This window comes from Agrococcus sp. SCSIO52902 (assembly GCF_022983135.1).
Taxonomy (GTDB): Bacteria; Actinomycetota; Actinomycetes; order Actinomycetales; family Microbacteriaceae; genus Agrococcus; species Agrococcus sediminis.
This window is the reverse complement of record NZ_CP095269.1, coordinates 172,008-194,187: the sequence shown is the minus strand read 5'-3', so window position 1 is coordinate 194,187 and position 22,180 is coordinate 172,008. Positions and strand designations below refer to the sequence as shown.

Annotated in this window: 22 protein-coding genes; 13 read left to right on the top strand and 9 right to left on the bottom strand. The window is 71.8% G+C overall.

Translation table 11 applies throughout. The annotated features are described in order from the left end of the window. Position 1 precedes the first annotated feature (1 nt). From leuD to MU522_RS00940, 6 genes are read left to right on the top strand one after another with little or no spacing between them, the layout of a single operon-like run. Positions 2–607 carry a 3-isopropylmalate dehydratase small subunit gene (gene leuD / locus MU522_RS00965; protein WP_146356563.1) on the top strand — a complete coding sequence of 202 codons (606 nt, stop codon included), beginning with the start codon at positions 2–4 and terminating at the stop codon, positions 605–607. A 45-nt stretch (positions 608–652) separates the two neighbouring features. Further along, complete coding sequence (gene murA, locus MU522_RS00960; RefSeq protein ID WP_128188886.1) at positions 653–1,969, top strand: UDP-N-acetylglucosamine 1-carboxyvinyltransferase; 1,317 nt, start codon at positions 653–655, stop codon at positions 1,967–1,969. Then, a complete protein-coding gene (locus MU522_RS00955; RefSeq protein WP_246991835.1) occupies positions 1,969–2,775 on the top strand; it encodes a lysophospholipid acyltransferase family protein in 807 nt (268 codons plus the stop codon). Before murA ends, MU522_RS00955 begins: the two co-directional genes overlap by 1 nt. After that, complete coding sequence (locus tag MU522_RS00950; protein ID WP_246991833.1) at positions 2,768–3,766, top strand: NAD(P)H-dependent glycerol-3-phosphate dehydrogenase; 999 nt, start codon at positions 2,768–2,770, stop codon at positions 3,764–3,766. Before MU522_RS00955 ends, MU522_RS00950 begins: the two co-directional genes overlap by 8 nt. A gap of 2 nt (positions 3,767–3,768) precedes the next feature. Continuing rightward, positions 3,769–4,863, top strand: a complete 1,095-nt coding sequence (locus MU522_RS00945) for a D-alanine--D-alanine ligase family protein (RefSeq protein ID WP_246991832.1) — start codon at positions 3,769–3,771, stop codon at positions 4,861–4,863. Beyond that, positions 4,788–5,405 carry a DUF488 domain-containing protein gene (locus MU522_RS00940; RefSeq protein WP_246993379.1) on the top strand — a complete coding sequence of 206 codons (618 nt, stop codon included), beginning with the start codon at positions 4,788–4,790 and terminating at the stop codon, positions 5,403–5,405. Before MU522_RS00945 ends, MU522_RS00940 begins: the two co-directional genes overlap by 76 nt. A gap of 29 nt (positions 5,406–5,434) precedes the next feature. On the opposite strand, the gene MU522_RS00935 is transcribed toward MU522_RS00940, so the two are convergent. The 6 genes from MU522_RS00935 to MU522_RS00910 all read right to left on the bottom strand — a co-directional run bounded on the left by MU522_RS00935 (position 5,435) and on the right by MU522_RS00910 (position 9,032). Further along, positions 5,435–6,223, bottom strand: a complete 789-nt coding sequence (locus tag MU522_RS00935; protein ID WP_246991830.1) for an alpha/beta fold hydrolase — start codon at positions 6,221–6,223, stop codon at positions 5,435–5,437. Continuing rightward, complete coding sequence (locus MU522_RS00930) at positions 6,220–6,741, bottom strand: PadR family transcriptional regulator (protein WP_246991828.1); 522 nt, start codon at positions 6,739–6,741, stop codon at positions 6,220–6,222. Before MU522_RS00930 ends, MU522_RS00935 begins: the two co-directional genes overlap by 4 nt. A gap of 94 nt (positions 6,742–6,835) precedes the next feature. Next, entirely contained in the window at positions 6,836–7,006 is a 171-nt protein-coding gene (locus MU522_RS00925) for a hypothetical protein (protein ID WP_246991826.1), read from the bottom strand. Positions 7,007–7,130: 124 nt separating this feature from the next. Beyond that, positions 7,131–8,204, bottom strand: coding sequence for a Glu/Leu/Phe/Val dehydrogenase dimerization domain-containing protein (locus MU522_RS00920; protein ID WP_246991824.1), 1,074 nt, complete (start codon positions 8,202–8,204; stop codon positions 7,131–7,133). Positions 8,205–8,410: 206 nt separating this feature from the next. Continuing rightward, complete coding sequence (locus MU522_RS00915; protein WP_246991822.1) at positions 8,411–8,692, bottom strand: acylphosphatase; 282 nt, start codon at positions 8,690–8,692, stop codon at positions 8,411–8,413. A 7-nt stretch (positions 8,693–8,699) separates the two neighbouring features. Continuing rightward, entirely contained in the window at positions 8,700–9,032 is a 333-nt protein-coding gene (locus tag MU522_RS00910) for a hypothetical protein (RefSeq protein ID WP_246991820.1), read from the bottom strand. A gap of 121 nt (positions 9,033–9,153) precedes the next feature. Here MU522_RS00910 and ychF point away from each other — a divergent pair, with 121 nt between their 5' ends. From ychF to MU522_RS00890, 4 genes are all read left to right on the top strand, one after another. Next, positions 9,154–10,227 (top strand): redox-regulated ATPase YchF, encoded by a 1,074-nt coding sequence (ychF, locus tag MU522_RS00905; protein WP_246991818.1) that lies wholly within the window; start codon positions 9,154–9,156, stop codon positions 10,225–10,227. Between the two features lie 323 nt (positions 10,228–10,550). Further along, positions 10,551–14,711: a hypothetical protein gene (locus tag MU522_RS00900; RefSeq protein ID WP_246991808.1), complete on the top strand. Its 4,161-nt coding sequence runs from the start codon at positions 10,551–10,553 to the stop codon at positions 14,709–14,711. Positions 14,712–15,056: 345 nt separating this feature from the next. Then, positions 15,057–15,782 (top strand): molybdopterin-binding protein, encoded by a 726-nt coding sequence (locus MU522_RS00895; RefSeq protein WP_246991806.1) that lies wholly within the window; start codon positions 15,057–15,059, stop codon positions 15,780–15,782. A 75-nt stretch (positions 15,783–15,857) separates the two neighbouring features. Continuing rightward, a complete protein-coding gene (locus MU522_RS00890) occupies positions 15,858–18,401 on the top strand; it encodes an excinuclease ABC subunit UvrA (RefSeq protein ID WP_246991804.1) in 2,544 nt (847 codons plus the stop codon). A 51-nt stretch (positions 18,402–18,452) separates the two neighbouring features. Here MU522_RS00890 and MU522_RS00885 read toward each other — a convergent pair whose 3' ends face one another. Next, entirely contained in the window at positions 18,453–18,791 is a 339-nt protein-coding gene (locus MU522_RS00885) for a TraR/DksA C4-type zinc finger protein (protein ID WP_246991802.1), read from the bottom strand. A 61-nt stretch (positions 18,792–18,852) separates the two neighbouring features. Between MU522_RS00885 and MU522_RS00880 the strand changes: the two genes are divergently transcribed. Both MU522_RS00880 and MU522_RS00875 read left to right on the top strand, forming a co-directional pair. Next, positions 18,853–20,109 carry an FAD-dependent oxidoreductase gene (locus MU522_RS00880; RefSeq protein ID WP_246991800.1) on the top strand — a complete coding sequence of 419 codons (1,257 nt, stop codon included), beginning with the start codon at positions 18,853–18,855 and terminating at the stop codon, positions 20,107–20,109. Between the two features lie 71 nt (positions 20,110–20,180). Beyond that, a complete protein-coding gene (locus MU522_RS00875) occupies positions 20,181–20,657 on the top strand; it encodes a GNAT family N-acetyltransferase (protein WP_246991798.1) in 477 nt (158 codons plus the stop codon). A 15-nt stretch (positions 20,658–20,672) separates the two neighbouring features. On the opposite strand, the gene arfB is transcribed toward MU522_RS00875, so the two are convergent. Beyond that, complete coding sequence (gene arfB / locus MU522_RS00870; protein WP_246991796.1) at positions 20,673–21,113, bottom strand: alternative ribosome rescue aminoacyl-tRNA hydrolase ArfB; 441 nt, start codon at positions 21,111–21,113, stop codon at positions 20,673–20,675. 35 nt (positions 21,114–21,148) lie between these two features. On the opposite strand from arfB, the gene MU522_RS00865 reads away from it, so the two are divergent. Then, positions 21,149–21,496 (top strand): 4a-hydroxytetrahydrobiopterin dehydratase, encoded by a 348-nt coding sequence (locus MU522_RS00865; RefSeq protein ID WP_246991794.1) that lies wholly within the window; start codon positions 21,149–21,151, stop codon positions 21,494–21,496. Between the two features lie 42 nt (positions 21,497–21,538). On the opposite strand, the gene MU522_RS00860 is transcribed toward MU522_RS00865, so the two are convergent. After that, positions 21,539–22,126 (bottom strand): hypothetical protein, encoded by a 588-nt coding sequence (locus MU522_RS00860; RefSeq protein WP_246991793.1) that lies wholly within the window; start codon positions 22,124–22,126, stop codon positions 21,539–21,541. Between the last annotated feature and the right edge of the window lie 54 nt (positions 22,127–22,180).

The window sequence follows — 22,180 nt, the reverse complement described above, 5'->3', positions numbered from 1 at the left end:
GATGGAGAAGATCAGCACGCTGACCGGCCCGATCATCCCGCTCGAGCGGTCGAACGTCGACACCGACCAGATCATCCCCGCCGTCTTCCTGAAGCGGGTCACGAAGACCGGCTACGACGACGCGCTCTTCCACTCGTGGCGGCAGGATCCGTCGTTCGTGCTCAACCAGGTGCCGTACCGCGACGGCGGCATCCTCGTCGTCGGCCACGACTTCGGCACCGGCTCGAGCCGCGAGCACGCGGTGTGGGCGCTGCGCGACTTCGGCATCACGGCTGTGCTCGGCCCGCGCTTCGGCGAGATCTTCCGCGGCAACGCCGGCAAGCAGGGGCTGCTCGTCGGGCAGATCTCGGAGGAGTCGATGGAGGCCCTCTGGGCCGTCGCGAAGGCGAGCCCGGGCGCGACGGTCGACGTCGACCTCGAGGCGCGCACCGCGACCGCCGGCGGCGTCGCGCACGACTTCCAGATCGACGACTACACTCGCTGGCGCCTGCTCGAAGGCCTCGACGACATCGCCCTGACCCTCCGAGACGAGGACGCGATCTCCGCGTTCGAAGCCAAGCGGCCGTCGTGGATGCCCACGACCCAGCCTGTGAGCGAAGGAACCTGAGTGAACCTGACCGAGTTCAGCAAGAGCGCCGGCGCCGCCGTCGGGATGAACGTCGACCGCATCACGGTGCGCGGCGGCAAGCCCCTGCAGGGTCGCATCCAGATGAAGGGCGCGAAGAACCTCGTCACGAAGGCGATGGTCGCCGCGCTGCTCGGCGAGTCGCCGAGCGAGCTGCGCAGCGTGCCCGAGATCAGCGACGTGCGCGTCGTGCAGGGCCTCCTCGAGCTGCACGGCGTCAGCGTCGAGCGCGACGGCGACACGCTGCGCCTCGACCCGGCGAACGTGCGCACGGCCCACGAGACGTCGATCAACGCGCACGCCGGCTCCAGCCGCATCCCGATCCTCTTCTGCGGGCCGCTCCTGCACCAGCTGGGCGAGGCGTTCATCCCCGACCTCGGCGGCTGCCACATCGGCGACCGGCCGATCGACTTCCACCTCGAGGTGCTGCGCACCTTCGGCGCGGTCGTCGAGAAGCTGCCGAGCGGCATCCGCATGACCGCCCCGAACGGCCTGCACGGCGCGAAGATCGAGCTGCCGTACCCGTCGGTCGGCGCGACCGAGCAGGTGCTGCTGGGCGCGGTGCGCGCCCGCGGCCGCACCGAGCTGAAGAACGCGGCCGTCGAGCCCGAGATCCTCGACCTCATCGCGATCCTGCAGAAGATGGGTGCCGAGATCCAGGTCGACACCGACCGCACGATCCGCATCGAGGGCGTCGACCGCCTCGTCGGCTACAGCCACACCGCGCTCTTCGACCGCAACGAGACGGCATCCTGGGCGTGCGCGGCGCTCGCGACCGGCGGCGACGTGTTCCTCGAGGGCGCCCGGCAGCCCGAGATGACGACGTTCCTCAACGTGTTCCGCAAGGCCGGCGGCGCCTTCGAGATCGAGGACGACGGCATCCGCTTCTGGCACCCGGGCGGCGACCTGAAGCCCGTCGTGGTCGAGACGGATGTGCACCCCGGCTTCATGACGGACTGGCAGCAGCCGCTCGTCGTGGCGCTGACGAAGGCGAACGGCATCTCGATCGTGCACGAGACCGTCTACGAGCAGCGCTTCGGCTTCACCGAGGCGCTCGTCGAGATGGGTGCGCGCATCCAGATCCACACCGACTGCCTCGGCAGCCACGCGTGCCGCTTCGGCGCCCGCAACTACCAGCACTCCGCCGTGATCGCCGGCCCCGTCGAGCTGCACGGCGCCGACGTCGTGGTGCCCGACCTGCGCGGCGGCTTCAGCCACCTCGTGGCGGCGCTGACGGCCGAGGGCACGAGCCGCATCTCCAACGTCGGGATCATCGCCCGCGGGTACGAGCGCTTCATCGAGAAGCTGGAGACCCTCGGCGCGGACTTCGACGTGGAGGGCTGATGGCGCTGCCCGGCATCCCGCCGAAGTCGGAGCGCAGCCCCGTCTACCTCGGGCTCGCCGCGCTCGTCCTCCCCGCGGTGGCAGGCATGGCGAAGCTGCGCATCCGCGGGCACGAGCACGTGCCCGCCAGGGGCGCGTTCGTGCTCTCGCCCAACCACTTCAGCGAGATCGATCCCGTGATCATGGCGGTCGCGGTGTGGAAGTTGGGCCGCGTGCCGCGCTTCATGGCGAAGGCGAGCCTGTTCGAGATCCCGGTGATCGGCAGCATCCTGCGAGCGGCCGGGCAGATCCCCGTGGAGCGCGCGGGCCGCTCGCCGCACGGCGAGCCGATGCAGGCGGCGCGCACCCTCGTGCGCGAGGAGCAGGGCGTCATCATCTACCCCGAGGGCTCGCTCACGCGCGAGCCGAACCTCTGGCCGATGCGCGGCAAGACGGGGGCGGTGCGCATGGCGCTCGAGGCCGGCGTGCCGCTCATCCCCGCGGCGCACTGGGGCACGCAGCACCTGCTGCCGCGCTACGGCAAGCGCCTCCACCCGTTCCCGCGCAAGCACATCGAGATCCTCTTCGGCCCGCCGGTCGACCTCAGCGACTTCGAGGGCCGCACCGACCAGGCGTCGATGACGGCCGCGACCGACCGCGTCATGGGCGCGATCGCCGGGCTGCTCGGCGAGCTGCGGGGCGAGCAGCCCCCGGCGGTGCGCTACGACCCGTCGCAGTACGGGCAGTCCGAGATCGGGCGCTTCGAGGCGGGGCCGGATGCGCCGGAGCGCCCGGGCACGGACGACGAGCGGCGCACGGATGGTTGACGCCGCCGTCCTCGGCGCCGGCAGCTGGGGCACGACGTTCGCGAAGGCGCTCGCCGACGGCGGCGCCGAGACGGTGCTGTGGGCGCGGCGCCCCGAGGCGGCGCGCGAGATCGACGAGTCGCGCCGCAACACCCGCTACCTGCCGGGCATCACGCTGCCGGCGTCCCTGCACGCGACGAGCGACGTGCGCGAGGCGCTCGCCGAGCCATCCCAGGTCTACCTCGCCGTGCCGAGCCAGCAGCTGCGCCAGCTGCTGCGCGAGCACGGCGGCGCGATCCGCGACGACGCGCCCGTCGTGAGCCTCATGAAGGGCGTCGAGGCGGGCACGCGGCTGCGGATGAGCGAGGTCATCGCCGAGGAGCTGCAGATCGACGCCGGCCGCATCGCGGTCGTCTCGGGGCCGAACCTCGCGCTCGAGATCGCGCAGGAGCACCCGACCGCGGCGGTCGTCGCCTCGTCGAGCCCGATGACGGCGCGCGAGGTGGCGAAGCGGGCGCGCAACGACTACTTCCACTCGTTCATCAACACCGACGTGATCGGCACCGAGTTCGGCGGCGTGCTGAAGAACCTCGTGGCGCTCGCGATCGGCATCGTCGACGGCGTCGGCTACGGCGAGAACACGAAGGCGTCGATCATCACGCGCGGCCTCGCCGAGGTGACCGACTTCGCGGTCGCGCACGGCGCCGAGCCGCAGACGATGAGCGGGCTGGCAGGGCTCGGCGACCTCATCGCCACGTGCGGCTCGCCGCTGTCGCGCAACTTCACCGCCGGGCGCCTGCTCGGCATGGGCTACTCGCGCACCGACGTGATCGCCCGCATGGAGCAGGTGGCCGAGGGCCTCGCCTCCGTCGACCCGGTCGCGCAGCTCGCGGCCGCGAAGGGCGTGCGGATGCCGATCCTCGAGCAGGTGCGCCTGGTGCTCGACGGCGCCATGGACCCGCGCGACATCGCCCCCCACCTGACGACCGACGACGAGCCGATCGAGGAGTGACGGTGCCCGAGACCCCCACGAAGACCCGCGTCGCGCTGCTGTTCGGCGGCCGCTCGAGCGAGCACAGCATCTCGTGCGCGACCGCCGGCAGCGTGCTGCGCCACCTCGACCGCGAGCGGTTCGAGCCGATCGTCGTCGGCATCGCGCCCGACGGCGCCTGGACGCTGTGGGAAGGCGACCCGGCCGAGCTGACGCTCGAGGCGATGCCCGTCGTCGCCGACAACGGCACCCGCGTGCGGCTGCCGCAGGTCGCGGGGGAGCGCACCCTCACCGTCGAGGACGCCTCCGGCATCCGCACCGTGCCGGTCGACATCGTCTTCCCGATCCTGCACGGCCCGTTCGGCGAGGACGGCACCGTGCAGGGCGCGCTCGAGCTGGCGGGGCTGCCGTACGTCGGCAACGGGGTGCTCGCGAGCGCCGTCGGCATGGACAAGCACTTCACCAAGACCGTGCTCGAGCACGCGGGCATCCGCGTCGCGCCGTGGATGACGATCTCGCGCGCCGACTGGGCGCGCGACCCCGACGCGGTGCGCGCGCGGCTCGGCGACTTCCCGATGCCGGTGTTCGTCAAGCCGGCCCGCGCGGGCTCCTCGGTGGGCGTGAGCCGCGTCGCCTCGGTGCTCGAGTTCGACCGCGCGATGGAGACGGCGCTCGCCGAGGACACGCGCGCGCTCGTCGAGGCGGGCGTCACGGGGCGCGAGATCGAGCTGGGCGTGCTCGCGGGCCGCGCCGGCGCGATGCCGCGCGCGTCGCTGCCGGGCGAGATCGAGCTCGACGAGGGCCGCTTCTACGACTTCGACCTCAAGTACCGCGGCGGCGAGGGCGCCCGCGTCGTCTGCCCCGCCGCGGTCGACGACGAGACGCTCGCCGCGCTGCAGACGACCGCGATCCGCGCGTTCGAGGCGATCGAGGGCGCCGGGCTCGCCCGCGTCGACTTCTTCGTCTCGCCCGAGCACGGCATCGTCGTCAACGAGATCAACACCATGCCCGGCTTCACGTCGATCTCGATGTTCCCCGTCGTCTGGGAGGCGACGGGCATCGCGTACGGCGACCTCATCACCGAGCTGATCGAGCTGGGGCTCCAGGAGCAGCGATAGCCGCCACCCTGCTCACCGTCGGCCACGGCCGGCTCGACGGCGACGGGCTCCGCTCCCTGCTGGGCGGCGCCGGCGTCGAGCTCGTCGTCGACATCCGCCGCTTCCCGGGCAGCCGGGCCAACCCGGCGGCGTCGCGCGACGCGATCGAGGGCGAGCTCGCCGCGGGCGGCATCGGCTGGCGCTGGGAGGAGCGGCTGGGCGGCCGGCGGCGGCTGACCGCCGCGGAGGACGCCGCGTCACCGGATGCGTGGTGGCGGGTCGCCGCGTTCCGCGCCTACGCGGCGTGGACGCGCTCCGACGACTTCGCGGCGGCCCTCGCCGAAGTGCTCGCCGAGGCCGAGGAGCGCCGCGTCGCGGTCATGTGCTCGGAGGCGGTGTGGTGGCGCTGCCACCGGCGCGTCGTCGCCGACGTCGCGGCGGTGCTGCACGGCGCCGAGCCGCTGCACCTCATGCACGACGGCTCGCTGCGCCCGCACCCGGTGAGCGAGTCGGCCGTCGCCGTCGACGGCGCCGTGCGCTGGCCCGCGGAGGCGGCCGGCTGACGCGGGCGCGCTGACTGCGGCCGACCGCCTCAGAGGTGCACGAGCTCCGGCTCGCGCAGCCACCCGTCGATGCGCCCCTGCAGCCACGCGACGACCATGGCGTTGAAGTGCTCGACGTCCTCGATGCTCCACACGTGGTGCACGCCGGGTGCGGTGCGGGTCTCCGCGTGCGGGACCGCCATCTGGATGCGGTCGAGGGAGGCGCGCATGACCGCGTGGTCCTTCTCGCCGACGACCGCGAGCATCCGCCCCGAGTAGTCCCGGAGGTCCTGCGGCAGCGTGCCGCTGAAGACCTCGTCGAGCATCGCCCGCGCGTTGTCCTGCCGGAGGGTGACGCCGTGCTCGACGAACGCGCGGCGCGCCTCCTTCGGCATGCCGTAGACGGCCGCCTGGGCGCGCCAGCTCCAGCGCATGCCCCACAGCGCGAGCTGCGCGCGCGCGGCGAGGCGGGTCTGGCGGGGGAGCGGCACGGCCGCGGCGCCGCTCACGAGCACCGAGCGCACGAGCTCCGGGTGCCGGGCGGCGAGGTGCAGCGCGACGGCACCGCCGAGCGACAGGCCGACCACGTCGACGCGCCGCTCACCCGCGAGCGCGCGGATCCGCTCGGCGACGTCGTCGGCGGCGCCGGCGAGGCCCGGCCAGTCCTCGGCGGCGCGGGCGCCGAAGCCGGGCAGGTCGGGCGTGAGCGCGAGCCGGTCGGCGACGGCGGGCAGCTGCGGCTCCCACATCCAGTTGGCGACGTTGCCGCCGTGGATGAGCACGACGGGCGGATGCTCGCTGGGCATGGCGGGCGGGTGGACCTCGGGGAAGGCGGTCACGGCAGCTGCTCCTCGAGGGCGTCGAGCCAGTCGAGCTCGACCTGCACGTGCCGGAGCCCGTGGTCGAGCGTGGCGAAGCGGAGGTGCTCGGCGCGCGTCGCGGGCTCGGGCATGGCGTCGCGGATGGCCTCGAACTCGCCCCGGCGCGCGAGGGCGAGGGCGCGGCGCTGCTCGATGAGGGCGCTCAGCTCGTCGTCGTCGAGCGCGTCGGCGAGGAAGACGCGGGCGAGGAACGCCTCGCGCTCGGGCTGCCGGTCGAGGTCGGAGCGCAGCCAGTCGTGGAGCGCCTCGCGGCCGGCGGGCGTGAGGTGGTGCTCGAGCCGGTCGGGGGTGTTGGTGCCCGGCACCACGGTGACGGTCGCGTGCCCGTCGTCGACGATCGTGCCGAGGGTGCGGTAGATCTGCGCCTTGTCGGCCGACCAGAAGTGGTTGACCGTGGTGTCGAAGTGCCGCTTGAGGTCAGCGCCGGTCATCGGGGCCAGGTCGAGCAGCCCGAGGATGATGCGGGAGAGGATCACGGCCTCAGTGGAGCAGACGCTAGTCGATCTGTCAACTAGCGAAGTAGCGACAGGAGGCCGTGCGCGACGCACGGCGGCCCCTGCCGCTCGTCGCTCAGACGCCGTGCGGCTGCTCGGGGTCGTAGCCCTCGGCAGGGTTCTCCTTGGCGCTCTCGCCGATCGACGGGTCGGGCTCCTCGACGTGCCGCTCCGCGCTCTGCTCGCCGTCGGTCTCGTCGACGACGGCCTCCTCGTGCGGGTCGGCCGGCTTCCGGTCGTCGTGCATGGCGTGCCTCCTGTCTGCCCGGCGACGGTGCCGCGCAGCGCCGACGCTACTCGCGCCATGGCCGGGCGCGCCACGGCAGGGGCGGCGGGCGCCTCGCGCACCGCCGCCTCCTGGTCCCGTCGTCTCAGACGCCGACGTGCATGGCGTGGGCGGAGGCGCGCGCCGCGTCGATGCGCTCGGCGGCGAGCGCCTCGGCCGCGGCGAGCGGCGTGATGCCCCGATCGCTCGCGCTCGCGAGCACGCCGCGCACGGTGTCGCCGATGCCGGTGAGGCGCTCGGCGATCGCGGGCCACTCCATGCCGTGCCCCATGCCCTCGAGGTGGATGACGCCGCCGGCGTTCACGACGAAGTCGGGCGCGTAGACGATGCCGCGCGCCGCGAGCCGCTCGGCGCCGGAGCGGTCGGCGAGCGGGTTGTTGGCAGGGCCGACGACGGCCCGCACCGGCAGCGCGTCGATCGTCTCGTCGGTGAGGATGCCGCCGAGGCCGGCGGGCACGAGCACGTCGGCGGGCGTCGTCAACGCAGCCTCGGGCGCGATCCACTCGGCGCCGAGGTCGTGGGCGAGCTGGCGCTTGCGGTCGTCGATGTCGGTGACGAACAGTCGCGCGCCGTGCCCGGCGAGCATGCGCGCGAGGCGGCCGCCGACCTGGCCGAGGCCCGAGATCACGAACGAGCGCTCCTCGATGCGGTCGGAGCCGAAGGCGGCCTCGAGCGTCGGCGCGATCGCCGAGTAGACGCCGAGCGCGGTCGCGCCCGCGGGCTCGCCGGCGCCGCCGTTCTCAGCGGGGAGGCCCACGACGTGCGCGGTGCGCTCGCGCACGACGAGCATGTCGTGCTCGGTCGTGCCGACGTCCTCGGCGGTGCGGTAGCGGCCGTCGAGCGCCTCGACGAGGTCGCCGAGGTCGAGGAGCGCGGCGCGGCGGCGCTCGGCGTCGAGCGTCGTGCCCATCGGCAGCGCGATCACCGACTTGCCGCCGCCCGCGTCGAGGCCGGCTGCCGCGTTCTTCAGCGTCATCGCGGCCGAGAGCCGCAGCGCGTCCGCCTGCCCGTCGGCCCACGTCGGGTAGGTCCACATCCGGCATCCGCCGAGCGCCGGGCCCAGCGCGCTCGAGTGCAGTGCGACGGTGATGACGAGTCCGCTGCGGGCGCCCATGGATGTCAGGACGCGCTCGTGCGTGAACTCAGGGATGGCGCTCATGGCGGCTCTCCTCATTGAGTGCATGCGCCGTGGATCCCACGGCGCTGTGGGGTGCCGCGGGTCGCGCGGCTGCCTCGATCATGGTGCGGATGCGCGCAGCGCGCAAGCAGGAGCCGCCCAGTTGCGCGCGCAGCGCAGCGGCGCCGCAGGAAACCGCGTCGGATTGCGCACTTCGACCTGCCGGGGCGAGCGCCGCGCGGCGACGGTCAGGCGATGCGGAAGCCCTCGTCGCCGCGCGGCTCCGCCTCGGCGGCGTCGACCCGGTCGACGCGGGCCGAGGGCGGGCCCTGCGCGAGCCACGCGCCCATCGCCCGCACCGCATCCGCCGTGCCCTCGACCTCCGCCTCGACCGTGCCGTCGACGCGGTTGCGCACGCTGCCGGCGACGCCGAGGCGCCGGGCCTCGTGCGCCGCCGCCATGCGGAAGCCGACGCCCTGCACGCTGCCGTGCACCACGAAGCGGCGGCGGATGCGGTCGGGCGCCGTCATGCCGCGCTCAGTGCTGGTCGCGGGGTGCGTTGTCCTCCGACCAGTGCGACTGCTCCTGCTCGAGCTCGACGCGCTCCTCGCCGTCGACCTGCTCGGGCTGCTCGGCGTCGGGGCCGGTCGGCCAGGCATGGCTGGGCGCCTCGACGGGCGTGCCGTCGCCGTGCACGGGCTTGCCGGTCTTCGGGTCGATCGCGGCGCCGTCGTGGCTGGCTCCGGGCGGGAACTCGTTGTGGCGGGTGTCGAACGACGATGCCGAGCCGCTGTCGGCCGGCGGCGACTCGTGGTAGGCGGGGTCGCCGTCGCGGGAGTCGTAGTGCGGGTCGTTCTGGTTGTGGGTCATCGTCGCTCCTGACGCGCTGCGCCCTGCGCGCGATGCGCCCGCGGGGCTGGTGCGGCAGACGCTACGCCGCTCACCTGGGGGGAACAAGGGAGCGGGACGTGCGCCGGTAGGCTGATCTGTCGTGGCACTCACGATCGGCATCGTCGGACTCCCCAACGTGGGCAAGTCGACCCTCTTCAACGCTCTCACCAAGAACACCGTGCTCGCGGCGAACTACCCGTTCGCGACGATCGAGCCGAACATCGGGGTGGTCGAGCTGCCGGATGAGCGCCTGACGCGCCTCGCCGAGATCTTCGGCTCGGCGCGCATCCTGCCCGCGGCCGTCTCGTTCGTCGACATCGCCGGCATCGTGAAGGGCGCGAGCGAGGGCGAGGGGCTCGGCAACCAGTTCCTCGCCAACATCCGCGAGGCCGATGCGATCGCGCAGGTCGTGCGTGGCTTCGCCGACGGCGACGTCGTGCACGTCGAGGGCGCGGTCAATCCCGCCTCCGACATGGAGACGATCAACACCGAGCTCATCCTCGCCGACATGCAGACCCTCGAGAAGGCGATCCCGCGCCTCGAGAAGGAGGTCAAGGGCAAGAAGGTCGACGCCTCGGTGCTCGCCGCTGCCGTCGAGGCCAACGAGATCCTGAACTCGGGCCGCACCCTCCAGCAGGCGGGCTTCGACACGACGCCCATCAAGGAGCTGGGACTCCTCACCGCGAAGCCCGTGCTCTTCGTCTTCAACGTCGACGAGGAGGTGCTGTCGGATGCGTCGAAGCGGGCCGAGCTCGAGGCTCTCGTCGCGCCGGCCAAGGCCGTCTTCCTCGACGCGAAGGTCGAGTCGGAGCTCGTCGACCTCGAGCCCGACGAGGCGCTCGAGCTGCTGCAGTCGCTCGGCCAGGAGGAGTCGGGCCTCGACCAGCTCGCCCGCATCGGCTTCGAGACGCTCGGCCTGCAGACCTACCTGACCGCGGGCCCGAAGGAGTCGCGCGCCTGGACGATCCGCAAGGGCTGGACCGCTCCGCAGGCCGCCGGCGTCATCCACACCGACTTCGAGCGCGGCTTCATCAAGGCAGAGGTCGTCTCCTTCGCCGACCTCGACGCCGCCGGCTCGATGGCCGACGCGAAGGCCGCCGGCCGCGTGCGCATCGAAGGCAAGGACTACGTGATGGCCGACGGCGACGTGGTGGAGTTCCGCTTCAACGTGTGAGCGACGGTGACTGAGGGAACGGCGCTCGGGGCTCTGCTTGCGCGTCACCTCGATCGTCGCGAGACAAGACTGAACATATGGCCCACCGTGTTGCGCGCGGGTGATGGTCACCGCCGCTTCGCGGCGGAGCAACGGCTCCTCCAGGTTGAGCATGGCTCTCCGGGCATACCATCGACGCATGGGAGCACAGAAGCCGGTCAGTGCGTTGTGCTGAAGAACTCGAGTGCTTTCGGAGGCGCGCCCGGGGAGTTTCACTGCCTGCGCGAGCTCGGGTTGAGTGGTACTCGCAGTGACTTCGACCACTCGCGACAACGGTGGTGAGTATGGCCAAGAACTTCATCGTGCCCTTGGACCGCTTCTGGCTGCCCGCGGGCAAGTCCTACTCCCTCACCTCCGACGGCTGGCTCAGCGACCCCGCGTCCACATCGCTATGGCGCGCGAACGCTGAAGCGATGAGCACGCGTGCGCTGGCCGACCGGCAATGCGTCGTCCTGCTCGGCGAGCCCGGCATGGGCAAGACGAGCGCTCTGGCTGGAGGCCAGAGTCTGCGGCCACAGGTGCGGGACCTGCAGGAACTGCATTTCGATTTGGGCACCTACGCCAGCGAAGACCGGCTCGTTCGCGCCGTCTTCGAAAGCGACAACATTGCCACCTGGAAGTCGGGATCGGGCACCCTTTGCCTGACGCTCGATGGCTTTGATGAGGCCTTGAACCGGGTTGAGACGCTCGGCAGGTTGCTTGGCGAGTACTTAGCTGGCTGGGACTGTCGTCGGCTCTTCATCCGCCTCGTGTGCAGAACCGCCGATTGGCCTCACGCTCTGCGAGACGTGTTGGAGGACAGGTTCGGTGAAGTAGACATCCACGAACTGCTTCCTTTGCGACGCTCCGACGCCGCCCTGCTCCTCGGTTCTGAGGGGCTTGATGCGGAGCAGATTCTTGCGGCGGTGGAGCATGCACGGATTGCGCCGCTTGCCGCTCGGCCACTCACCTTGAAGCTCATCCGCTCCTCGATCGGCCCCGACGGGAGTCTGCCGCAAGCTGCAAGAGAACTATACGAGCGGGGCCTGGCAGCCTTGCTCGACGAGATGAATCCGGAGCGTGGTGGGAGCATCCGGCCACCCGGGACAGTTGCGCGGCGCATGCACGCCGCCCAACGCATCGCCGCGCTATCCCTTTTCAGTGGTCGCCCGACGCTCTGGACGGGACCGGTGGCCGAGGCAGTGCCGGACGACTTGACGGTAGACGAGTGTGTTGGGGTGCAGGGGCGCGACAGCGCGGGCGTCTCATCGGACGATGTGGACGGCGCACTGCGTTCGGGCGTGTTCACGGGTGCCGGCGCGAGCCGCCTGACCTGGTCGCACGCCACGTTTGCAGATTTCCTCGGCGCAAAGTGGATCTTGGACAAAGAGCTCGACGACGGGCAGGTGAAGTCGCTGCTCGTCGCAAACGATGGTCGCATCTACGCGCGGGTACGCCAGGTGGCGGCCTGGCTCGTCGGCTTATCGCCGACAAGGTTTCGTCATCTCATCCGGCACGACCCAGAAGCGTTCCTAGGGAGCGTTGACCTGCCCGAGGAGACCGTCCGTGAGGAGATCGTGGCCACCCTCCTCCAGGGTGCGAAATCGGGGAGAATCTTCGCCCACTACGACATCGACTACTCCGGGCTGCAGCACTCCAGGCTGGGGGAGCAGTTGCGGGCCGCCCTGAATGCAGCACAAGGTGACGAGTGCCGCATAGCACTTCAAATTGCCCGCCAGTGCTCGGTACTGGAGTCCCTGCCGGATTTGACCGCACTCGCGCTCAACGACCGTGCGGATCCGCCCCTGCGGACCTCGGCAGCCATGACGGTTCACTACTTGTCAGCCAGTGCGCCCAGCCACGATCTCGTGACGCTCATCGGATCCGCAACGGGGCGTGCTTCCGAACTGGACGTCAGGGAGATGGAGGCGGCTGCGCTCATGGCGTCCTGGCCGCACGCGGTATCGACGCAGACAGTGTTTTCCGTGCTCTCTCCGTCGCATCCCCGCAATTATTACGGTGTCTACTCGATCTTCGTCGATCACTTCGCGCAACGGCTCGGCGAAGCCGATCTGGAAGCCGCCTGTGCATGGATGCTGGACGATATCTCGCGCGTGGACGATAGCCGGCTGTCTAAGCTGACGAGCGCGATCCTCCGGCTGTGCGTCCTCAATCTCAACAATGACCGGGCGCGCGAAGTCGTCTCCGCAGTGGCACTCAGACGCATCGAGGACCTGCTGCCAGCCTTCGGCGCGGCGGACTCCTTCGATGATCGGATCAGCATGGACACCGATACGCGGCGAGCGGTGACGAGGCTGCTACTAGGCGAAGCGTCGGAGGAGCAGGTCTGGGGGATCGTCCACCAGCCACCGCGTCGGGGCGGCGAGTTAGTTCACGACGACGATCTTGCATGGCTTCTCGACCTGTACGCCTCAAGTGACGGTTCGCTCAAGGTCAACGCGGGCCGTGCCGCTCAGGAGCTGTACAAGCCTGAATTGTTCGATCACAGCGGCATCGTGCTCTCCCTGCCTGATGACAACCCGGCCGCGCCGCTGTTCGCATACTGGCGGTCGGCGATCGAGCTTGACTCCGAGGCGGCCATTGCGGCTCGGGGACAGTGGCGCGAGCACGCTCGACGACGCCGGGAGCTGTCGCGCAACGGACAAGGCGAGAGCGGCGACGAGTGGGTGAACCCACGGATCGCTGAAGAGATCGCCAAGGCGGTTGCGGGAGATGCGTCCGCGTTCTGGTACGCGGCTCGCTTGGTCACCGCCCGGCCGGGCACCCAGAGCTACACGGACGAACACCAGCCGGACCTGACGCTGCACCCGCGCTGGGCGACTCTGTCGGAGGCCGTGCGGTCGGACTTCCTTATTGCCGCGAGAACTTACCTGGAGAAGGGCGAGTGTAGACACAAGGAATGGTTAGCCAGGAACATGGTTTCTTACCCGGCACAGGCGGGATATCGTGCCCTCGTATTGCTCCTGCGACTGGCGCCGGCCGCATTGGAGGATGTGTCGCCCGGGGCCTGGCGGGAATGGGCTCCGATCCTCATCGACTGGACCGCGGCGACCAACGGAGCAAGTGAGGAGGACAAGCGGCGGCTGCTCGGCTTAGCTCGTCCTCACGCTGATGAACAGCTGCGCGAGACGATGCTGACACTGGTCGACAAGGCGATCGCAGACGAATCCCACGTTTTCCTGAGGACTGAGTTTGAGGTCTTGTCATCCGACGTCTTGGCGCGAGAACTCGTGGATCGACTCTCGAGACCCATGGCCCCCGATACGCGGCGGCCCATCCTAGACTTCCTCATCGAACGGCACCTGGCACTAATCAAGCCGGTGCTGCGCTCATGGCTGGGGAGTTCCTCCCGAACTGAGAACCCGGTGCGGGCCCACGATGCCGCATACCGATTGCTCCGGCATGACGCGGCTGGTTCATGGTCGGAGTTGAGTGCGCTGATGAGAGACGACCCACTCTTCATGGAATCCGCACTCTTGGCGGGGGCACAAGCCTTTGATCGCCGCGCTCCGGAACTCATGCCCCAGGACCTGGCCGACCTGTACCTGTGGCTATGTGATCACTTCCCCGCAGAGGGCGACCCTAAGTTCGAGGACGTTCACGCGGTCGGCTCTCGTGAGTCGGTCGGAATGTGGCGCGATGCACTGCTCGTTGCACTGGCGGGGATTGGGACTCGTGACGCGGTGGTTGCCACCGAGCGGATCGCCCGGGCGCGCCCGAACGAGTCTTGGTTGACGCGGGTCCTTGCCGACGCCGAACGCGCGCTGCGCGAAAAGAGCTGGGAGCCGCTCACTCCCGACGAGATCGACCAGTTGGCCGAGAGCCGTCGTGCTCGCGTCGTGCGGTCGGACTCCGATTTGCTCGCGGCTACCTTAGGCGCGCTCGATGAGATTCAAGCGCGCCTGCAGGCCGATACACCCTCGTCGTATTTGCTATGGGACACCCATGGGAAGAGGCCAAAGTCAGAGGAGGAGATCTCCGACTACCTTGCGATCGAGTTGGAACAGCGGCTGGCGGCGCGCGGTGTGGTCGTCAACCGTGAAGTGCAGGTGCGCCGAAGCCAGCCGAGCGGGCTGGCCGAACGGACCGACCTTCGAATTGAGGCCGCGCAGTCGGACCACGTCGCAAAGTCGACGGGAACTCTGCGCATCCCCGGCGAGATTAAAGGCATCTGGAACCCCAAAGTGGTCGAATCCCTCGGGACGCAACTCGTGCAACGGTACATGGCCGACTTTCAGACCGATCACGGTGTGTACGTCGTCGCATGGTTCGACCAAGAGTCGTGGTCGACCTCTGACGGTCGACGCGGCAGGGCGGCGTCTTGCGGCGGTGTGGCTGACGTACGTGCTCGTTTGGAGCGCGAGGCTCAGAAGCAGCGCGCTTGGGGAAATGTGGTCGCTGTGCGCGTGCTGGACTGCTCGCTCCGGCGCCCGAACGTCACGTAGCGGAGGGAGGACCTCAAGACAGACGAGCACGACGCCCCGCGTCAGTTCCCTACGTCCGGTACGCCACCCTCCCTCGGCAGCGCCGCATCGAAAACTCAGTTCCCATCTCGAACCCTCAAGTGATGCCCTCGCGATCCTCCCCCGGGACACCCGCACCGCATCTGCACCTCGCACCCAGGGAGCACTCAGCGGCGGACTGGCAGTGTGTACCCCGGTACTCCTGGGGCGGGAAACGTCTTGGACGAAGGCCCAGTGACAGCCCCTCCGCTTCGGCGTGAGGGGCTTCCACGTCGAGCGGGCCCTTCCGGTGTGGCGTCCTCCAGCCCGGCACGCCAGTCTTGACCCATGTCGAACCCGACCGCCGCGATGCTCGTGATCGGCGACGAGATCCTGTCAGGGCGCACTCGCGAGGCGAACGCGTACCACCTCGCCGGACGGCTCGGGCAGGTCGGCATCGACCTGCGCGAGATCCGCGTCGTGCCCGACGACCACCGCGTCATCGTCGACGCGCTCGACGAGCTGCGGACGGCGCACACGCACGTCTTCACCTCCGGCGGCATCGGCCCGACCCATGACGACATCACCGCGGATGCCGTGGCCGATGCCTTCGGCGTGGGCATCGAGGTGCGCGACGATGCTCGCGAGCACCTGCAGGCGGCCGTCGGCGCCGGGAGGACGCTGACGCCCGAGCACCTGCGCATGGCGCGCATCCCGCACGGCGCTGCGCTGATCGCCAATCGCATCAGCGGCGCGCCAGGCTTCAGCATCGGCAACGTGCACGTGATGGCCGGCGTGCCGGCGATCTTCGTCGCCATGCTCGACGACCTCCTGCCGGGCCTCGAGGCGGGCTCGCCGGTGGTCTCGAGCGAGCTGCGCTTCGACGTCGGCGAGGGCCGGATCGCCGCTCCGCTGCGCGAGCTCGCGGCCGAGATGCCCGCCCTCAGCATCGGCTCCTACCCGTTCGACGACGCCGGCGTCCACGGCACGAACATCGTCGTGCGAGGAACCGACCCGACGCTCGTGCGGGAGGCGATGGAGCGGCTGCGCGCCATCCACGACGCGGTGGGATGAGCGTCGTGCGCGTCATCGCAGTGCACTGAAGGACTGCTCAGCGGTCTTGCGGGCGCCTCGCGAGAGGCTGGTCGCATGGATGCAACGGGGGAGTCGAGACTGGACCGCGTGAGGGTCCGAGGCGCTCGCGAGCACAACCTGCGGAGCGTCGACCTCGACATCCCGCGCGACGCGCTCGTCGCGTTCACGGGGATCTCCGGCTCCGGCAAGAGCTCGCTCGCGTTCGGCACGATCTACGCCGAGTCGCAGCGGCGCTACTTCGAGTCGGTCGCCCCCTACGCGCGGCGGCTCATGAGCCAGGTCGGGGTGCCCGACGTCGACGCGATCGACGGGCTGCCGCCGGCCGTCGCGCTCCCGCAGCAGCGCTCGGGCGGCTCGGCGCGCTCGACGGTGGGCAGCGCGACGACGATCGCCAACGTCGTGCGCATGCTCTACTCGCGGGTCGGCACCTACCCGGCCGGCGCCCCGATGCTCTACGCGGAGGACTTCTCCACCAACACGGTGCAGGGCGCGTGCCCGACGTGCCACGGGCTCGGCCAGGTGCACGACGTGCCCGAGTCGCTCATGGTGCCGGACGACTCGCTGACGATCCGCGAGGGGGCGCTCGCGGCCTGGCCCACCGCGTGGCACGGCAAGCAGCTGCGCGACAGCCTCATCTCGCTCGGCTACGACATCGACGTGCCGTGGCGCGAGCTGCCGCGCGAGCAGCGCGAGTGGGCGCTCTTCACCGACGAGTCGCCGCAGGTGCCGATCTACACCGACCGCGGCCCGGCGGAGGTGCGGAAGGCGATCGCGGCCGGCGTCGAGCCGCGCTACATGAGCACGTTCCTGGGCGTGCGCCGCTACGTGCTGAGCACCTTCGCCGGCTCGAAGAGCGCCCGGATGCGCGAGCGCGCGGCGTCGTTCATGGTGAGCGTCCCATGCCCGGAGTGCGGTGGCCGCCGCTTGAAGGGCGCGGCGCTCGCGGTCACGTTCGAGGGGCTCGCCATCACCGAGCTCGCCGCGATGCCGCTCGACGAGGTCGCGGCGCTCCTGCAGCACGTGCTCGAGCCCGACTGGCGGCCGCGCGGCGGAGCCGGCGACGAGCATCCCGAGCAGCTGCTCGCCGCACGGCGCCTCGTGACCGACCTGCTCGCGCGCCTCGCGCCCATCATCGACCTCGGGCTCGGCTCGCTCTCGCTCGACCGCACCACCGCATCCCTCTCCTCCGGCGAGCTGCAGCGCATGCGGCTCGCGACCCAGGTGCTCTCGCAGCTCTTCGGCGTCGTGTTCGTGCTCGACGAGCCCTCGGCCGGGCTGCACCCCGCCGACACGGAGTCGCTGCTGCGCATCCTGCGGCGGCTGCGCGACACCGGCAACTCCGTGTTCTTCGTCGAGCACTCGCTCGACGTCATCCGCGAGGCCGACTGGGTCGTGGACATCGGTCCCGGCGCGGGCTCCGAGGGCGGCTCGGTCGTCTACTCGGGGCCGCTCGACGGGCTGCGGGAGGCGGGCGACTCGGTCACACGCCGCTACCTATTCGACGCGCCGTCGCCGCGCCGCGAGCGGCGCGAGCGCCGGACTGGCGACGGCGTGCTCGAGCTGCAGGGCGTCTCCCGGCACAACGTGCGCGACCTCTCGGTCCGGTTCCCGCTCGGCGCGCTCACCGCCGTCACCGGGGTCTCCGGCTCGGGGAAGTCGACGCTCGTGGTGCAGGCGCTGCCCGAGCTGCTGCGCGCGAGCCTCGCGAGCGAGGTCGACGACGCGGCTGTCGATGAGGACACTCCCGGCGCCGACCCGCTCGCGCAGCGCGCGGAGGCGGAGACCGCCGGACGGGCACATGGCCCAGCCGGCCGCCTACGGCGCGTCGTGCAGGTGAGCCAGCGACCCATCGGCCGCACCTCGCGCTCGAACGTCGCAACCTACACGGGCCTCTTCGACCGCGTGCGCGCGCTGTTCGCCGCGACGCCCGAGGCCAGGCGGCGCCGCTACGCGCCGAGCCGGTTCTCGTTCAACCTGCCCGCAGGGCGCTGCCCGACCTGCAAGGGGGAGGGCACGATGGAGGTCGAGCTGCTCTTCCTGCCGACCGTGCACGCGCCGTGCACGACGTGCGGCGGGCGCCGGTACAACGCCGAGACGCTCGAGATCGAGCTCGACGGCCGCTCGATCGCCGACGTCCTCGCGATGAGCGTGCGCGACGCCCGCGCGTCCTTCACCGACGACGCCGAGGTCAACCGGCACCTCGACGCGCTGCTCGACGTCGGCCTCGGCTACGTCGCGCTCGGCCAGCCGGCGCCCCAGCTCTCCGGCGGGGAGGCGCAGCGCGTCAAGCTCGCCGCCGAGCTGCAGCGCGGCCAGCGCGACGACACGCTGTACCTGCTCGACGAGCCGACCTCCGGGCTGCACGCGGCTGACGCCGACCGGCTGCTCGCCCACCTCCAGCACCTCGTCGACGGCGGCAGCACCGTCGTCATGGTCGAGCACGACATGCGCATCGTCGCCGAGGCCGACTGGGTCATCGACCTCGGCCCGGGGTCGGGGGATGCGGGCGGCCAGGTGGTCGCGGAGGGCACGCCCGAGCAGGTGGCGGCGAACCGCTCGAGCCGCACCGCCCCGTACCTCGCGGCGGCCCTGGGGTGAGGGAAGGGCGCCGGTAGCCCACACGGCCGAGCGTGGTCGCGCGTGCCTGCGCTACCGAGCGCAGTCGATGCAGGTCGTCGCCTGCGGTCGCGCCTCGAGCCGCTCGGGCGCGATGGGCCGGCCGCAGACGCTGCACGTCGCATCCTCGCCGCGCGCGAGCCGCTCGGCCGCCTCGTCGATCGCCGCGAGCCCGGCGACCTCCGCCTGTCGCAGGCCCTCGAGCCGCGACCACTCCGACGAGAGCGAGACGCCATCGGGGTCGTGCTCGTCGTCGTCGTGCAGGCGCTCGCGCAGCGCCCGCAGGTCGGCGAGCTGCTGGTCGAGCTCGGCGAGGTTCGCGAGCACCTCGCCCCGCCGCTGCGCGATCCGCGCCGCCCTCGAGTCGCTCATGCCGCCACGGTAGCGCCAGGCGGGTGCGCCAGACTGGCGGCCACGCGCAGGGAGGAGCCGCATGGACGCCGACGTCATCGTGATCGGAGCAGGGCTGGCCGGGCTGCGCAGCGCCCGGCACCTCGAGCAGGCACGCCTCGCGGTCGTCGTGGTCGAGGCGGCGGATGCGGTGGGCGGCCGGGTGCGCACCGACGTCGTCGACGGGTTCCGGTGCGACCGCGGCTTCCAGGTGCTGAACCCCGCCTACCCGGCGGTCGCGCGCTGGATCGACGTGGCCGCGCTGCAGCTGCAGGACTTCGGCGTGGGCGCGATCGTCCGCACGGGCGCGACGACCACGACCGTCGCCCACCCGCTGCGGCATCCCCAGCACGCGCTCCGCACGATCACGAGCGGCCTGCTGCCGCTGACCGACCTGCTGGCGCTCGCGCGGTGGCTCGGGCCCACGCTGCTCGACGCCCGCGCCGCAACCCGCGCGACGAGCGACGAGACGCTGCGCGCCTCGCTCGACGCCGCGGGGCTCACGGGGCGCCTGCGGCGCGACGTGCTCGACACCTTCCTGGCCGGCGTGCTCGCCGACAGCAGCGGCGACGCATCCGCCAACTACGTGCGGCTGCTGCTGCGCTCCTTCGCCCTCGGTGCGCCCGGACTGCCGCGGGAGGGCATGCAGGCGATGCCCGAGCAGCTGGCGGCGGGGCTGCGCGAGCCCGTGCGGCTCGGCACTGCCGCGCGCGAGGTGCGCGACGTGGCCGACGGCGTCGAGGTGACGACCGACGGAGGAGCGCTGCGCGCGCGTGCCGCGGTCGTCGCGGTCGGGCCGCAGCACGTCGCCGACCTCACGCCGCTGGGCGCACCCGAGACGCATGGGCTGACGACGTGGTGGTTCCGCGCGACGGGTGAGCCTCGCACGGGGCCGTTCCTGCTGCTCGACGCATCGCGGCCCGGCGGCGGCCCGGCCGGTCCGGTCTGGAACACGGCGGTCATCTCGGAGGCCGCGCCGTCGTACGCGCCGCCCGGGCAGCACCTCGTGCAGGCGACGACCCTGCTCGGCGAGCCCGACGGGCGCGCGGGCGAGCAGGAGGTGCGCCGGGATCTCGCCCGCCTCTACGGCACCGCGACCGCGCGGTGGGAGGTGCTCGCGCACCACGTCGTGCACCACACCCTGCCCGCGCAGGCGCCCGGGCCCATCCGCCGCGGCCCGATCTGGACGGGGGAGCGGGTGCTCGTCACCGGCGACCACCGCGAGACCGCGTCGATCCAGGGTGCGCTCGTCGCCGGCGAGCACGCCGGCGCGGCGGTGGCGGCGCGGCTCGCCGGCTGACTGCCACCGGGCGTGAAGTGGACCGGCCCGGCCGTCCTACGCTGGGCGGACGAGCGGCAGAAGGAGGCGCGATGGGCGGCGAGCACGGAGCACCGGCGGTCACCGACCTGGCGCTGCGGCGCGAGCTGCTCGCGGGCTACGAGCTCGACACCGACCGCTCGCGCCTCGACCTCGAGCGCGTGCACCGATGGCTGTCGACGGATGCGTACTGGGCGATGGGCAGGTCGATGGACGTGCTGCGGCGCGCGGTCGAGGGCTCGGCGAGCTTCGGCGTCTACGCGCCCGACGGCGCGCAGGTCGGCTTCGCGCGCCTCATCACCGACGGGGCGACCTTCGGATGGCTGTGCGACGTCTACATCGACCGCGCCGCCCGCGGTCTCGGGCTCGGCACGGCGCTCGCGAACGCGATCGTCGACGCCGTGGAGCCCATGGAGCTCAAGCGCCTCATGCTCATCACCGCCGACGCGCACGAGGTCTACGCGACGGCGGGCTTCGTCGTGGCGCCGAACCCCGAGCAGCTGATGGCGCGCATCGCGCCGACCGCGTGAGCGGGAGGCCCGCGGTCAGTCGCTTGAGGGCCGCCGACGGGCGCGCTTGGTCTCGGAGCGCTGCGCCTTGGCGTCGAGCCGCCGTCGCTGCGAGCCCCGCGTCGGGCGGGTGGGTCGGCGCGGGGCCACCGGCACCACGGCCTCCCGCAGCAGGTCGGCCATCCGCCGCCTGGCCGCGAGGCGGTTGTCGAGCTGCGCGCGGTGCTCCGAGGCGGCGATCGTCAGCACCGAACCGGTGAGCCGCGGAGCCAACCGCTGCAGGATGCGCCGGCGCTGCACGTCGTCGAGTGCGGTCGTCGTCGCGAGGTCGAGGCTCAGCTGCACGCGCGAGTCGGCGGTGTTGACGCCCTGGCCGCCCGGGCCCGACGAGCGCGAGAACTGCTCGACGAGCTCGCTCGCCGGCACCACGAGCCCGCGGGGAGCGCCGGGCACCGGGGCCACGTGCAGGTCGTCCATGCCTCGAGTGTGGCGCACCATGGACCCCGACGAGGGTGGCAGCCGACGCGCGCAGCGCGCAGGATGGGCGCATGAGCGATCCGAAGGCGCCGCTGTCCGACTCCGACGTCGAGGCGGCCGGCCTCGACGCCTGGCGGCGCAGCGGCGATGCGCTCGTCGCGCGGTTCCGCTCGAAGACGTTCGCGGCAGGCCTGGAGCTGGTGAACCGCATCGGTGATGCCGCGGAGGCGGTGGACCACCACCCTGACGTCACGCTCAGCTACGGCACCGTCGACGTGACGCTCAGCAGCCACGCCGTCGGTGCAGTGACGATCCGCGACGTGCGGCTCGCGCGCGTGATCAGCGAGCAGGCCGAGGCGCTCGGCATCGCGCCGGTCCGCTGAACGGACCCGCTGAGACGGATGGCGCGGCTGGGGAGACCGCCGTCAGAAGACGGCTGCGTCCCAGTCGCGGTAGCCGTCCGTCGGGAGCGCGCTCAGCCGCGCCACCGCTGCGTCCGCGGCTGCGGCGGACTGCTGCTCGAGGTGCGCGACGAGCCCTCTGCGGCGCAGCTCCGCTGCGCACTGCTGTCGGAGCGCATCCTGCGCCGTCGCCGTGCACGTCACCAGCGCCAGCCCGATGTCGAGCAGCAGCTCGTCGGAGAGCCCGCCGAGGCCCAGGGCGCGCTGCTCCACCCGCCGCTCCTGGTCGCGCTCCCACGGCGATGGCTCGCGCTGGGCGAGCGCGCCGAGCCAGTCGTAGCCGCCGTCCGCGTCGAGCTGCCGCAGTCGTGGCAGCGCGAGGTCAATGGGCAGGTGGCGCTCCTCGAGCGGCAGCATCCGGCGCACGTGCATCGGGAGGCTCGTGGGCGTGCGGCCGAGGCGCCGGGCGATCTGCTCGATCGAGGCGCCGTCTCGACACGCCTCCATCACAGCTGCGAAGTCCTCCTCGGTCCACGGCTTGCGGCTGCGGGGCGCCGGGTCGTCGCGGAACGCGGCCAGCAGGGGATGCTCATCTCGTCGGTCGTCGCTCATGCCCACACTCTGGGACCTGCCCCGCGGGCGCGGGGCGCAGCGCGGCGGCCGCTG